The sequence below is a fragment of the Paenibacillus aceris genome (assembly GCF_017874035.1).
Taxonomy (GTDB): Bacteria; Bacillota; Bacilli; order Paenibacillales; family NBRC-103111; genus Paenibacillus_E; species Paenibacillus_E aceris.
The window spans coordinates 708,956-723,317 of the sequence record NZ_JAGGKV010000001.1; the positions used below are offsets into that span (position 1 = coordinate 708,956).

The 14,362-nt window shown below is 45.5% G+C and carries 14 protein-coding genes; 4 read left to right on the forward strand and 10 right to left on the reverse strand.

The window, feature by feature from the left end; translation table 11 throughout:
* Window positions 1-112: 112 nt before the first annotated feature.
* The 7 genes from lepA to gpr all read right to left on the reverse strand — a co-directional run bounded on the left by lepA (window position 113) and on the right by gpr (window position 6,639).
* Window positions 113-1,927: a translation elongation factor 4 gene (lepA, locus tag J2Z65_RS03405; protein ID WP_167063481.1), complete on the reverse strand. Its 1,815-nt coding sequence runs from the start codon at window positions 1,925-1,927 to the stop codon at window positions 113-115.
* A gap of 76 nt (window positions 1,928-2,003) precedes the next feature.
* On the reverse strand, window positions 2,004-2,408 hold the full coding sequence (locus J2Z65_RS03410) for a DUF3679 domain-containing protein (RefSeq protein WP_167063478.1): 405 nt from the start codon (window positions 2,406-2,408) through the stop codon (window positions 2,004-2,006).
* A gap of 22 nt (window positions 2,409-2,430) precedes the next feature.
* Entirely contained in the window at window positions 2,431-3,663 is a 1,233-nt protein-coding gene (spoIIP, locus tag J2Z65_RS03415; RefSeq protein WP_167063476.1) for a stage II sporulation protein P, read from the reverse strand.
* Between the two features lie 256 nt (window positions 3,664-3,919).
* The gene (locus J2Z65_RS03420) at window positions 3,920-4,087 is read right to left on the reverse strand and encodes a hypothetical protein (protein ID WP_167063474.1); all 168 of its coding nucleotides are present in this window, start codon (window positions 4,085-4,087) and stop codon (window positions 3,920-3,922) included.
* Window positions 4,059-5,036: a TIR domain-containing protein gene (locus J2Z65_RS03425; RefSeq protein WP_167063471.1), complete on the reverse strand. Its 978-nt coding sequence runs from the start codon at window positions 5,034-5,036 to the stop codon at window positions 4,059-4,061. Before J2Z65_RS03425 ends, J2Z65_RS03420 begins: the two co-directional genes overlap by 29 nt.
* Complete coding sequence (locus tag J2Z65_RS03430; RefSeq protein ID WP_167063469.1) at window positions 5,033-5,506, reverse strand: TIR domain-containing protein; 474 nt, start codon at window positions 5,504-5,506, stop codon at window positions 5,033-5,035. The genes J2Z65_RS03425 and J2Z65_RS03430 overlap by 4 nt, the downstream gene beginning before the upstream one ends.
* 134 nt (window positions 5,507-5,640) lie before the next feature.
* Entirely contained in the window at window positions 5,641-6,639 is a 999-nt protein-coding gene (gene gpr / locus J2Z65_RS03435; protein ID WP_167063468.1) for a GPR endopeptidase, read from the reverse strand.
* 196 nt (window positions 6,640-6,835) lie between these two features.
* On the opposite strand from gpr, the gene rpsT reads away from it, so the two are divergent.
* On the forward strand, window positions 6,836-7,087 hold the full coding sequence (gene rpsT / locus J2Z65_RS03440) for a 30S ribosomal protein S20 (RefSeq protein WP_028557986.1): 252 nt from the start codon (window positions 6,836-6,838) through the stop codon (window positions 7,085-7,087).
* Between the two features lie 75 nt (window positions 7,088-7,162).
* Here the strand turns inward: rpsT and holA are convergent, their stop codons facing one another.
* From holA to J2Z65_RS03455, 3 genes are all read right to left on the reverse strand, one after another.
* On the reverse strand, window positions 7,163-8,182 hold the full coding sequence (gene holA, locus J2Z65_RS03445; RefSeq protein WP_167063466.1) for a DNA polymerase III subunit delta: 1,020 nt from the start codon (window positions 8,180-8,182) through the stop codon (window positions 7,163-7,165).
* A gap of 216 nt (window positions 8,183-8,398) precedes the next feature.
* Window positions 8,399-9,619 carry a zf-HC2 domain-containing protein gene (locus tag J2Z65_RS03450; RefSeq protein ID WP_167063464.1) on the reverse strand — a complete coding sequence of 407 codons (1,221 nt, stop codon included), beginning with the start codon at window positions 9,617-9,619 and terminating at the stop codon, window positions 8,399-8,401.
* On the reverse strand, window positions 9,616-10,164 hold the full coding sequence (locus tag J2Z65_RS03455) for a sigma-70 family RNA polymerase sigma factor (protein WP_167063462.1): 549 nt from the start codon (window positions 10,162-10,164) through the stop codon (window positions 9,616-9,618). Before J2Z65_RS03455 ends, J2Z65_RS03450 begins: the two co-directional genes overlap by 4 nt.
* A 431-nt stretch (window positions 10,165-10,595) precedes the next feature.
* On the opposite strand from J2Z65_RS03455, the gene J2Z65_RS03460 reads away from it, so the two are divergent.
* The 3 genes from J2Z65_RS03460 to J2Z65_RS03470 are packed head-to-tail and all read left to right on the forward strand — an operon-like array spanning window position 10,596 to window position 14,357.
* A complete protein-coding gene (locus J2Z65_RS03460; protein ID WP_167064303.1) occupies window positions 10,596-12,071 on the forward strand; it encodes a spore germination protein in 1,476 nt (491 codons plus the stop codon).
* Window positions 12,068-13,177: a GerAB/ArcD/ProY family transporter gene (locus tag J2Z65_RS03465; RefSeq protein ID WP_167063459.1), complete on the forward strand. Its 1,110-nt coding sequence runs from the start codon at window positions 12,068-12,070 to the stop codon at window positions 13,175-13,177. The genes J2Z65_RS03460 and J2Z65_RS03465 overlap by 4 nt, the downstream gene beginning before the upstream one ends.
* Window positions 13,167-14,357 carry a Ger(x)C family spore germination protein gene (locus tag J2Z65_RS03470; protein WP_167063458.1) on the forward strand — a complete coding sequence of 397 codons (1,191 nt, stop codon included), beginning with the start codon at window positions 13,167-13,169 and terminating at the stop codon, window positions 14,355-14,357. The genes J2Z65_RS03465 and J2Z65_RS03470 overlap by 11 nt, the downstream gene beginning before the upstream one ends.
* The last annotated feature ends 5 nt before the right edge of the window (window positions 14,358-14,362 follow it).

A 14,362-nucleotide genomic window follows, 5' to 3' on the forward strand; every position in this document is an offset into this window, starting at 1 on the left:
CTCGTTTGTCAAGGTTGATGCGAAACAAAGTAATAAACATTTACTTTCATATGAACTGATAAAAAGCCAAGGGGCAGAGTACTCTGCCACCCCAGCTTCTTATTCTTCCAAACTATTCGTCTATTTTGAGAACCGCCATGAACGCCTCTTGCGGCACTTCAACGCTGCCGACCTGCTTCATGCGCTTTTTACCTTCTTTTTGCTTATCGAGCAATTTACGTTTACGCGAGATGTCCCCGCCGTAACACTTGGCAAGAACGTTTTTACGCATAGCTTTAACCGTTTCACGCGCTACGATCTTTTGTCCGATAGCCGCTTGAATCGGCACCTCGAACATTTGGCGAGGGATTAAATCCTTCAGCTTATCGCAAATGATTTTGCCGCGGTGATATGCGGTATCACGGTGAACAATGAAGGACAGTGCATCGACTTGCTCGGAATTGAGCAAAATGTCCATTTTCACGAGGCTCGACTTCTTGTATCCAGATAACTCGTAATCAAAGGACGCGTAACCTTTTGTTCTAGATTTCAACATATCGAAGAAGTCATAAACGATTTCGGACAATGGGATATCGTAAGTCAGAGTAACACGATTGGTATCCAAATACTCCATGTTCAAGTATTCGCCGCGCTTGCCTTGGCACAGCTCCATGATGGTACCTACATAATCATTCGGTACAATGACGGAAGCTTTCACATAAGGCTCCTCAACGAAATCGATACGCTGCGGATCTGGATAATTCGATGGGTTATCAATGTCCATCACATCGCCATTCGTTAACGTGATGCGGTAGATAACGCTTGGCGCTGTCGTAATCAGTGGAATGTTGAACTCACGTTCGATACGTTCCTGAATGATCTCCATGTGCAGCAGTCCCAAGAATCCACAGCGGAAGCCGAATCCTAGCGCTGTCGATGTTTCAGGCTCGAAACGGAGTGATGCGTCATTGAGCTCCAATTTCTGCAGGGCTTCACGCAAGTCATTGTAATCCGTTGTTTCAATCGGATACAGTCCGCAGAACACCATCGGGTTGATCCGTCGGTAGCCTGGCAGCGCCTCTGGCGCTTGGCGATCCGCTTCAGTTACCGTATCCCCGACGCGCGTATCTCCAACGTTTTTGATACCAGCAACGATAAATCCAACATCTCCGACCTCAAGAGACGGTACCGAGGACATTCTCGGCTTGAACGCTCCAACCTCGATAACTTCGAAGGTTTTGTTCGTTGCCATCATCTTAATTTTGGAGCCTGCTTTAATCGAACCATCCACGACACGCACATAGACGATAACACCTTTATAAGCATCGTAATGGGAGTCGAAAATCAGCGCTTTAAGCGGGTTGTCTGGATTGCCTTGCGGAGCAGGCACCTTTTGACAAACTTGCTCAATGATTTCCTTGATCCCAATGCCTGCTTTCGCAGAAGCCAGAACCGCATCGCTGGCATCAAGGCCGATTACATCCTCAATTTCCTGCTTCACCTTTTCCGGATCAGCGCTCGGCAAATCGATTTTATTAATAACAGGTAAAATTTCTAAGTTATTTTCCAAAGCCAGATACACGTTAGCCAGCGTTTGCGCTTCAATGCCTTGCGCAGCATCCACAACGAGCAAAGCTCCTTCACAAGCGGCAAGGCTGCGAGATACCTCATAGGTAAAATCGACATGCCCTGGTGTATCAATCAGATTAAGGATATAATCTACGCCGTCATCTGCGCGGTAATTCAGTCTAACCGCCTGCAGCTTGATCGTAATCCCGCGTTCCCGCTCCAGATCCATTTGGTCAAGCACTTGCTCCTGCATCTCACGTGAAGACAAGGCGCCAGTATATTCCAAAATGCGGTCGGCAAGTGTCGATTTGCCGTGATCGATATGAGCGATAATTGAAAAGTTTCGAATTCTTGATTGTCTTTCGCGAATGTCAGTCATGCTAACGTATTAACCCCCACAACATGCAAATAATTTTCATTATAGCAGTTGTGGGAAGTTGCAGCAATGTACACCCTTATCCTTTACCTAATATGGCATCAAATATGGACACAAACAGCTTGATTCCATGATGCGAAGCGATTTGCAGCAGGTCACCGAGTTTATTGCCGACATGATTCAGAGAATTGTCATGATCGGCTACGGGGTCCGCTTTCTTTTCCGATTCAGGCTTCGCTGTTGCTGTCGCATTTACTTTGGCTGCCGCGGCACCTTTTGGGGCGGATGAAGGGGATGCTTTCGTGCCAGTAGCAGACGCCGCCGCAGGCACCCCCGTTCCCACCACTTGCGCCGCTTTCCCTGAAGGCTGAGGGCCTTGTATCCGTTCCATCCCGCTGGATGCCAAGCTGACACCGAATAAGATGCAGAACAGTAGCAGCAATCCGAACAAGCTCACTTTGATATAAAACTGCCTCAGCTTCATGGGAAAGCCTCCTTCGAATGAATTAAGATTGCTTAGGGCTCGCAGCCGGAGCATCTACTTTCTTCGCATTTAAAATGACTTCAGAAATGGCATCCGCCAACCAGTCCGTTGTCCGGTAGCACTCCTCCAGCGAGTTGAAGGGACCGCCTACCTCAATCAATATATTGTTTGGCGAAATGTTCTGATTATATAATCCGTTGCCTTCGCTAGCTTCTTTCGCATGAATACCTTTGGAAATCCCAGGATGCTTGGCTTCCAGCACTTGATGAATCTTATTGGCGAATTCCTCGTTCTTTTTCCAATTCGGATTCTTCCCGCCGATAATGAAATACACCTGTGCATAATCCTTACCGTCAATCGTGGCGGTTGTTTTATTGCGCGCAGCGGAATCCCGATGGATATCGAAGTAGTACTGCAAGTCAGGATGTTGAACCATCGCTTCCTGCAAAGTCTTCAAGGAATATTTATAGGAGTATGGATATTCGAAATTTTTAACCGTGCTTGGATAAACAGTTTGTGAATGAACCGCTCCTATGCCGTCTTTTTCGAGATTTTGCGCTAAGCGCTGACCGACGGAAATGATATTCACCTTATCGCTATATGCCTTGTCCGGGTCCGTAACTCCTTTAAGCTCTGGCAAGAAGGATTCGTTGCTATGGGTTTGGTAAATGAAAGCTACATTGTCACCAGCTGTTTTTGGTGGCTGACCAGTTGTATTTACGACAGGCGTTGTGCTTGCAGGTGATGGCTCAGGCGTTAGAGAAGGATGAGGATATTTTGCCTCTGCTTCCAGATCGGAGGGATTGGGACTGTAGTCGAAGGGGTCACTGGGATTTATCGCGCTCCCGCTCCCTTTGACCAAGACGGTCGTTTTGTTAGCATCCATGCCCGGGACTTCACTGGCCACCAGACTCTTGGGATCGCTCGGATTAATGTCCGTCAAGAACTGAAATGCGAAATGAAAGACATTATGTTGAGAGAACGTGAATTTCTTCTGGTCTTTATTTAGATGAGGCACTTCCATGCCGAGCATATCGATAAAAAATTGATTCGTGACGGATGCGGCTAAACTTTTCATGGACGAAACCGGCGAAGTGGTTATGACTTTATTCTGCAGATAACCGCCTACCCCAATTAGAACGAAGATGGCTAAGGTTGCTGTGCTGAGAATAAAAAACGTTTTTCCGACGGAACTGGCGCTCTGAAACGTTTTTCGAACATGGCTGAGATTGAGTGTGGCTGAAGTCCATTTCATAGTCTGATTCCTCCTAAACTATCTTAATTCAATCTATGAAACGAGCCTCGTCGATAGAACCCGAAACGATAGATTTTTTTTGATAGAGGGAGGTCAGTTGGAGTAAAGAGAGTTTCAGCAGAATGGTTTGATTGTGTGGAAGGAATGAAGCGAAGGCGACCCGACTTCGAGACATTCACCTATAGATGACGCACGCAAAAGCTGGATACACACAAAAAAGAACCCCATCAGGGGTTCTTTGGTAATTCCTATAAAACTATGCGAGTGATTCAAAATCGAATGACCCTTTGGCTACGATCGTTACCCCGCTTGTTTTGTTTAGAACTGTGGGGCCGGTATATAATTTGAGCAAGCTCTTGTCGCTCGATTTATGTGCACTTTTGGCCGCTAGTCGGTTACGAACTTTCTTCATGTGCTTCAGCATAGAGAATCCTTCCTTTCACAATGGACTTGAGTGAAGACACGAGCTTCGCATTTCGTTCCGATAACTCCATCATGACCTGATGATGATTGCGCGGCGGAATATCCGTCCTTGTTTTGAAATGTATGGAGGAAACGATCGTTGGATGCAGCTTAACGCAATAAATATATTCGAATTCGCCATCTTCTTTATCCTTGGCTCGGCCAAGGTAAATGTTCGTGTTTTTGCCGCGGTAGCATTCCGCTAGGTAGCTGTTAGGATCGTTCACGTTAAAGCTGTGGTTATTACTCACCTGACCGGCGCGGCCAAACTGCTGTAAAGTTACACCGTCATCAAGCAGTTCGAACAGTGTAGCAGCAGTCACTTCTTGAAGCTCAATTATACCACAATTGGTATCAAATGTCTTATGGAATTTATCCAAAACGCGGTCATAATCCACGCTGGAAACGCTAAGAGAATCCAGAGCATCAAACAGGAAGCTCCGTATCGCATCATTTTTTTTCATATCCGACGGCTTAAAACGTTTCTTATGTGCTGCAATGCTGCTCTTCATGGGATATAAGTGAGGGCCTGCCAGCTCCGCGATCTCTCTATCAATTTGCCGGTCGTCGATTCGCAGCGGATTATAGCCCTCCAGATACTCGGGAAGCTCACAATGTTTGGTCATGATGATAAACGTCCTGCTATGCCCTAACTCCCCTATGCAGAGCCCGATCAGTACTAAAAGGTTGGCATAAGTCAAAGGTTGATGAACATCCTCTCGCGTCAGAATGAGAAGAGCGAAGTCCGATTCTTCGATATGCTCTTTTAGCATTTTCAATTTATGCTGGGATGCCGTCAAGACACCTTGATTAATGACTGTGACATCGGCCGTGGATGCGAGCTGTGTTTGATAGAATTCTGCCCATAGTAGACTTGCAGGCGAACTGCCTATAAAAATTCTCGGTTTCATTTGACTCTCAGTCCTAACTCCTTCAACATCCGCTTCACCGTATACGTGGCTGGCCCAAGTCCTGCCATCAATCCCGAAGGATGGTTTGCCTGATAAGTGAGCGGTGTCAAACCAAGTAAATCCGTGGCTATATGCAAATCTTCTTTTTCTGGTATGAGAAAATAAGTTCTCTCTAAACCAATCTGCCCGATGAATAGCCCAAGCTCCAAAATAACATTATCTCGGACTGTACTTACGACCGAATCTCTCAAAAGTGTTAAATCATTCGGTTGAAAAACAAAGATAGCGAAATCACTAGCTTGGGCCTGCTTAATGAGCGTAGCTAGCGTCGTATGTGAAGGCGGGAATAATAATTGGCTCCAAACCGTGACATCGCAGGAAAAATGGAGATTAGATTGCAAAGCCTCAGCAACGTCAATGCTTTCAGCAGATGACCCAATAAATAGTTTTGCCCGAGGTGAGCTGCTCACAGAACCACTTCCTTCATTTTTGGTGATCGTGAGTTACTTCGACGTCTCCCATCTTTTTCCTTCCAGATCCAGCTAAATACAGCAAAAAGAAAGAACTGTTCCCACGTATCATCGCGGTTCCAGTTCTCAATTCATCAGTGTGTATAGGCTGCCACATTTTCAACGCTTACCGCATCGTGCAAAGCGGCATTCAAACCGCTGGCAATAATATTGGCGATGTCCTCGATAAATTGGTCGATTTCTTTCGGAGTGACCAGCAAATCATGACCGACAGGGTTGAGCACTTCTTTGACGAGCTGCAGTCGCTCTTCCTCATGAATATTATCCAGCAGCCCGAGAATTTGGCCGGTATTGCTTGTCTGTTCACTAAAATGCTTTTGCATCAAATCGAAAGCATTATTCACAATCGTCGATGCATACACAACGGTAGGAACCCCAATGGCAACTACAGGTATCCCAAGATTCTCTATCGTTAGTCCTTTGCGCTTATTGCCGATACCAGAGCCCGGATGAATGCCCGTATCTGCGATTTGTATGGTTGTGTTTACCCGGTCCAATGATCTGGAGGCCAATGCATCAATGGCAATGATGAAATCAGGCTTGGATTTCTCGACAATCCCGAGCACAATATCGCTGCTTTCAATCCCTGTTGTCCCAAGCACGCCAGGCGCTACGGCACTTACCGGCCGGTAACCGGGACTCACATCCTCAGGCATTAGTTCAAAGTAATGCCGCGTAACCATGATATTGTCAACAACTAGCGGACCGAGAGCATCGGGTGTCACATTCGAATTACCCAGCCCGATAATGAGCGCTTTCGCATTTTGGGGGATCCCGATTTCCCGCAGAAACTGTTCGAATTCTTGAGCCAGCTTTGTGGCTACGCGGTCTTGAAGTTGGCTGTCTTTCTCCCGCAAAGCAGGAACTTCAATCGTTATATAATGTCCGAGAAGTTTGCCAAGCGCTCTGGAGCCTTCTTCGTTTTTCACATTGATTTTGGTCACGCGGATTCCGTTTTCACGAGTCGACTCCTGTTCAATACCAGGAATCGGTTGCCCCTGATTAGCTGCATGGGCCATATCCCTTGCATCCAGCGCAAGATCCGTATGTGTTGTAAAAGAGCTCAAGTCCATAGAAGTTCCCCTTTCTCAGGTGCATTGCATCTCTTAGTGTGCGTTGATTTTGAAGACGTTATGCAAAAACGAGAACCACTGAAAACCTATTGACAGGTCTTGCATTTTCAATAGTTGCATGGTAGAATACTTAAAGTTGTCAGCAAACATACAAATGTAACGTTGAACCGTGTTTTGTAAGTAGGAGGTGAATTTCATGCCAAACATTAAATCCGCTATTAAACGAGTAAAAGTTAGCGAAAAGCGCCGTCTTCGTAACGCTTCCCAAAAGTCCGCTCTGCGTACTGCTGTGAAAGCTTTCGAAACAGCTGTAAGCCCAGAAGCTCTAATTAACGCTTCCAAAAAGTTAGACAAAGCAGCTTCTAAAGGTTTAATCCATAAAAATGCCGCTAACCGCAAGAAGTCCCGTCTGGCTAAAAAGCTGAACGCTCTTACGGCCCAAGCGTAATACAGGACATAAAAGCGAAAGTCCAGTTCTCCTCGGAGAGTTGGGCTTTTTTCCGTTTTACAAAAAAAAGCCTTCCTAGGCAGCAAGCCTAAGAAGGAACATTTCTAATCCTAGCACTTTATCAATTTTCCCCGTTTTCATTTGAAAATCGAGGTCGGCCAACTGGGACATGATCTCGCTCAGCTTTTCAAGTTTATATCTACGCGCCTGCCCTTCGGCCACCTTCACAGCAAAAGGATGCAAACCGATTTGCGAAGCCATTTGCTGCTGCGAATAGCCCTGTTTGCTTAGCTCTTTGACCTGCAGCATGATGCGGAACTGTCTGGCAATAAGCGCTGCTATTTTAATCGGTTCTTCCCGCTGCTTCAACAGCTCCTCAAGGATAACGAAGGCGCGCTCCAGACGTACATTCACAATGTCTTCTATTAGTATAAACACATTTTGCTCCGTACTCCTGGCGACGAGCTTGTCAATGACATCTGCCGTTGCCTCGTTACCAGCCCCCACATATAAGGAAATCTTCTCTATCTCCGCAGATAAGGATTGCAGATTACCGCCTGTGTAGAGTATTAACTGGTCCGCAGCTTCCCCAGTAAATGAAAACCCGCGCTGCCGCGCCTCAGCAGCCACCCATTGCTGGAGTTCATCAGGGCTAAGGGACAGAAATGGAACTGCCGCTTCCATGTCTTTAAGTGCTTTAACTATCTTCTTACGCTCGTCCAATTTATCCGCGTCTACTGTAAAGACAACGACAGTATGCTCTGCTGGAGATTTCAGATAATCGGTCAAACGATCTAAGTGATGCTCAATTTTTGTGCTTTCCTTGGCTCCTGTAAAGAACAACGCATTTTTGGCGATGACAAGTTTCTTGGGCACCATAAAAGGAAGCGTCTCAGCATCCTCAAGCACAGCGGAGAGCGAGATCTCGCTTAAATCGAATTTGCTTACGGCAAATTCCTTATGTTCCGGTTCGATAAGCGAATCCGTTAAAACTTGAATGAATTCCCTCATTTTATATTTTTCAGGACCGTAGCACAGGTACACGGGTGCCTGCCGTCCTGCTTGTATATCTTTCAATGCTCTTTTTGCGTCCATAGCTGGCGTCCACTCCCTTGCTCTCATTTTACCAACAACAAAGGGATTACGTCAAAGTCCTAAGACCTTGCCGTAATCCCTTTGTCTGTCTATTTAAACACCGGTTAAAGGCTCTAGAAACCTTAGACCGTGTGGGCGAACCCCATAGATGCTTCAACTTCCCTGTAATGTAGCATACGCAGATGCCGTTCTATTGGTGCGTTCGTTTTTAAAATTTTATGGCGTTTCTTCCTTTTTCAGCTTCACATCCATGCGAATCGTATGGAGCGTGCCGCCGCTTTGAACTTGATAAAACAATTTGTCATCCTTGGACCATTCCAACAGTGTGATCAAATCGTCAGGCTGCCAATTTTGCTTGGACTCAAATATGATTTCCAAAGTGTCGCTATCGCGAATCACAACGTGATGATTCTCAACAGCTGCTGTCAATTTCCCTGATTCTGATTTCAGAAAATTATCAGTTGTAGGTACGGTCATCAAATACATACCAGCAGCGCCTGCCTCTCTCTCTGTCCCTTTTTTTGCAGATGGGGTAGCAGTAGGAGTAGGCTGTGTTGTTGCACTCATGTTATTCGCCGTTGCTGGCTCTGTACTTGGAGCAGGCGGACTGGTTGGCTTCGGATCAACCGCCACTTTTTGACTGCTGCCACCGGCGGCAGACGGTTCTTTCATGCGCTCCGGAGCCGAGGTTGAAGGATCCATTTGTGTTGCATCTTTTGAATCCTTTGGCGCGGACGGCTTGAGCGTATCCGGCTTTTCCAGTTGCGCATTCGTTGTCGCTTGCGGCGCGGGCTCACTTGTCCCAGATGCTTGTGCCTCTTGCTTCTGATCATTCTTTGCTTCGGCAGCGGCATCACTGTTTTGGTTTTCCGCAAACTGGTTAGCACCAGGAGTACCTGAGGTTGTGGACTTGTCGGCAGTTTCTTGACTCTTATTTGGGTCTGAGGCAGCCATGCTGCGCTTTTGCTCAGCTCCTTGCTTAGATGCTGCCATCGGCAGTAGGCCATCTGCATTCTCCATCACAGGATGCTTTAGATTAAAAGCAAAGAAACCGAGAATAAGACCTGCAGCAACAACACCACCTGCAAATTTCCAAGAGAACTGTGATCCAAATCGGCGTGTCCAAGGGAGTTTTGTAGGCTGTCCTTGTTCGCTCTGACTTACTTCCGTGCTGAAGACAGCTGCCTTATCGGTAATGGATGCCGCGGCTCCTTTATCAATCTCTGCTAGCTGCGGCAGAATGGCATCGACCAAGCTGTATGGAGGAACAACCTTGGGTAATTGGGCTAATTCACCCGACAATCTCTGTAAACGTTCAAACATTTCCATGCAGTCCAAACAATAGGCCAAATGAGCATCGAGCTCACCTTCCTCTTGCGAATTCAGATCTCCATCCAGCTGCCTTTGCATAAGTTCCATCACCTCTTGACAATTCATCCCCGAACACCTCCTTTCTGATATTCTTGGAGCAGCGATTGTAACTGCTGTCTGGCTCGAAATAAGTAAGACTTCACCGTATTCAGCGGTAAATTCAATGATTCGGCAATTTCATGATACGAAAAGTCTTGCAAATAACGGAGAACAACAACAGATCGATGGTGCTCGGGAAGCTTATCGATTGCTTCTCGAATATCTTTGGCTAGGTAGCCAGACATAATTTCGTATTCAACATTGTGCTCTGCAGTAAACGTCATATCATGCTCATCAATAGAAACCGTTGGTTTCGCCTTGCGAAATTTATCGATGCAGATGTTCGTTACAATCCGCTGTACCCACGTCTTGAATAACGCTTTTTCTTCGTATGAATTAATTTTTGTATAAATCCGAAGGAGCGCCTCTTGTGAAGCATCAAGGGCATCCTGTTCATTATTCAAAATATAATAAGCGGTTCGATAGACGTGAGACTCAATTTCTCGCAATAGGGTAATGAGTGCATCACGATCACCGGCCTGAGCTCTTTTAACCAGTTCGGGTGCTACCACTGGGATCCCTCCCTCTTGCAATCTTACAGACGCAGCAGCGTCTCATAATGTTGCAATGAATTTAGAATAAAAAATAAAAAGGCGGTTTGCAACTACCAGAATAACAAACTTTCTTGAATAAATACACTTCTTAGACGCAAAAGAACCGGAATAGTTTAATCCATAATTGGATGAATCCGTTCATCCCCTTTCTTATTTCGGTCAAATTACTCTTCATTCTAAGCCTTTTTACAAGTTCGGATAGTACTATGTTTGCGTAGTACCTTATCTAAAACCGTTTAATTCTAACTAAAGTGGTAAATATTACAGAGAAGCTATTCATAAGCGGAGGGCTTATCGTGTTCAAACAATTATTCGGAAGAAGACGTTTGTATGGCAGCAAGGCGACTAACAACCGGGAAAACACAACGACTTCTGAGCAGAATAAAATCATGCTGCCATCCTTGCAAGAAAACCTGAATACCATACAGACGCTTCTTCATCACCCAAGTGACTTAATCATCAGACGGTTCACAGTCGGCCTGGAGCAGCATCGGTGCGCGATCGTAAGCATTGACGGACTGGTCGATACAACACTAATTAATGATCAAATCATAAATCCAATGCTCCACTTCTTTGATCAACCTGCTGATTCTCCTATGGATGTATTGAAAATTTTGGCAGATCAAGTCTTGACTGCGCACGAATTGGCCTTCGACAATTTGCTGGATGACGCTTTAATGGCGATTCTGTCCGGTGACACACTGATTTTACTGGACAATCTCTCACAGTACGTCATCGTTTCCAGCAACGGTTGGAAAAGCCGTGCCGTTGAAGAGCCGCAAACGGAGTCTATTATCCGGGGGCCGCGTATAGGTTTTACTGAAGATTTGCGTACGAACACCGCGATGCTTAGAAGACGGATCAAAGAAACAAATCTTGTGTTTGACACTTATCAAATCGGACGCAGAGCGAAACGGAAAGTCATTCTGGCTTATATAGCCGATATTGTGCATCCTGATCTTGTTAAAGAAGTTGACCGGCGCATCAAGAGCATAGACATAGATGATATCGAAGGGTCTGGGTACTTGGAGCAGTGGATCGCAGATAGTTTCCTTAGTCCATTCCCTGTCATTTTAAATACGGAACGGCCCGATAAAGTGTCAGGCGCTCTGCTCCAAGGCCGTGTTGCTCTATTAGTAGACGGCGACCCTTTTGCGCTTATTTTGCCGATTACTTTTTCTACAAGCTTGCATTCGCCAGAGGACTACTATCAAAACTGGCTAATCTCTACGCTGACCCGGGTTCTTCGATTAATATCAGCCTTTATCGCCACGTTCCTACCTGCACTCTATATCGCTTTGCTGGAATTTCATCATGGCATGATCCCCTCCAAACTCGCTTTTTCCATCGCAGGGGCGCGGGAAGGCGTACCGTTCCCAGCAGTTATCGAAGCATTCGTGATGGAGTTCACGTTGGAACTGCTTAGAGAAGCAGGACTTCGTTTGCCCAAGCCTATCGGTCAGACGATTGGGATTGTCGGGGGCTTGGTAATTGGAGAATCCGCGGTGGCTGCCGGCATGGTGAGTCCTGTAATGGTTATCGTCGTTGCCGTCACAGCCATCTCATCCTTTTCACTGCCGTCTTATTCCTTTTCTATCTCTCTGCGCGTCATGCGGTTTGGTATTATGTTGTTTGCTGCTTTCCTTGGACTTTATGGGATCATTCTGGCCTATATCATGATCAACATCCATATCGTGAATCTAAAAAGTTTCGGGGTCCCGTACTCTACACCTTTTGCACCGTTGTTTATTCAGGATTGGAAAGATCTCGTGCTGCGGGCCCCTCTTCATTTTTTGAAAAAACGACCGCAAATGCTGCAAACTAGAAATGAGGACAGAATGAAAGTAAGGAGAAATAAACAATGAAATCGTTTGAATACGGAGATAAAGAAATCAGCAATTTGGATATGACCATAACGGTTTCGTCCATGATTATAGGCGTCGGAATCCTCATGCTGCCGCGGGAGCTTGCGAAAGAGGTACAGGGCTCAGACGGTTGGATGTCCATGCTTGCCGCTGGCATACTAGCCATTGGAGTTGCATGGCTGCTTGCCAAAATAGCAACACATTTCAGTACGCAAGGATATTACGCCTATGCTGCCGCAGCAGTCACGAAACCGATAGCCTTTATTGCCGTCTTCTCCCTTTCTCTTTACTTTCTCTCCTTCTGTGCTTATGAAATTAGGGCGATTGCCAATATTGCTAAGCAGTATTTATTTGAAACGACGCCAGTTGAAGTCATTGCTTTCTCATTCTTAATGGTTAACGTGTATGCTGTTTCCGGCAGCCGTGTAGGCCTAATCCGTTTAAACATCCTATTTATACCCATTGTGCTCATTATCACGGCGGCTGTCCTTTTGTTTAGTCTTGGTATGGTTGACATCAAAGATTTTAAACCATTTTTCACTACGGATTGGAAATCGTTAGCCTCGGCAATGAAAACTACCGCATTCTCACTCCTGGGATTCGAAGTCGTTTTATTTTATATCACGATGATGAATCGCCCCAAGGAAGCCCCAAAAGCAGTTATGATCGGTGTCTTAATCCCTGTCATCATTTATACGTGCATTTACCTGGTCTGCGTTGGCGTTTTTTCTCAAATGGCACTGCCGGAAATTACGTATCCTGCCGTTGAACTTGCCAAGGAAATGACGATCCCAGGCGAATTTTTCGAACGATTCGAATCGATCTTCTTTACGATTTGGATTATGGCTGTCTTTACAACAACCGTGATGGCTTATGATTGTACAATCTATGCGCTTAGCTTCTTGTTCACTAAACCCAAGCATAAAACATGGGTTTTCGTGCTAAGTCCAGTCATTTATTTAATGTGTATGTATCCTAAAAATTTATCTGATTTCGATAAGATGAGCTCCTTTATCAGTTATTTCGGTATTGTAGTAAGCATTATGATGCCAATTGTTATTCATATTGTCGCCAAGCTTCGAGGAGTGAAAAGCGATGTTTCCTAGAAGGATTTTATGTGCGATTTGTTTCAGTTGCACGTTAACTCTCCTGACAGGCTGCTGGGATCGGGTTGAAATTAACCAGCGCGGCTTCGTTGTCGGAGTCGCCATTGATAAACCGGAGGGTGAGTCGAAAAGTACATACAAGGGCACTTATCAAATGGTTGTGCCCGGAGGCTTGAAATTAAGCAGCGCTAACAGTTCGAGCACTAATAATAATCCTCATGCCGGACAAGCTTATTTCAATATATCAACGACGGAACACTCGATGCCTTCAATAGCTGCCAGAATATCTAGCCGAACAAGCCGTTCTCCTTATTTCGAACATTTGAGAATGATCATCATTTCAGGGGATGCCGCTAAGCACGAAGCGAGTCTCCCAGATATCCTTGATTATTACTTGCGGAACAGCGAAATGCGAAGAAGCGTCCAAATTTTGATCGCCGATGGGAAAGCTTCGGATATATTAGGCATATTCCCAAACAATGAATCGACGCCTGTTGACTACATATCATCGATTGCCAAAAATAATCAGAAAACCAATTACATGCTGTCAGAATCACGAATTGGCGATGTACATGAATTTTTAATTAAACATGAAAGCTTTGTCATTCAGACAATAAAAAAAGAGGATGGGGGCGTGACACTTAACGGCAGCGCCATAATTGACGGAAAAACCAAACAGTTACTAGGCTTCCTGAATGGTGAGGAAACGCAAGGGTTAAACTTTATTACCAAACGAATTAAGGGAGGAATCGTTGAATCCAAAGTAGATGGTCAAATCGTCGGCTTAAAAGTCGAACGGTCGAATCGTAAGATTTATGTACAACAGACTAGTCCCGAGCATGTGAATTTCACGATTAAAATCATTGTTGAAGGCACATTGGATAAGTCCATTACCAACATCGATCCTTCCGAAGGGAAAATCGTGGATGCACTAGAGAAAAGCCTGGAAGACACGATTTCCTCAACGACCCATAAAGTCATTAAAAAGCTTCAGCAAACCTATAAAAAAGATGCCTTAGGACTCGGTGCCTATCTTTTCCAAAATCATAATAAGATGTGGAAGCCTCTTGCGGCCAATTGGGAAGCCTGCGCCAATCTATTTTCTCAGGCGGGCATTGATGTACAAGTCGAAGTCATTGTACGGCGTGTCGGCAACATTTTCGAATCAACAAAGGAGTAGAGCTT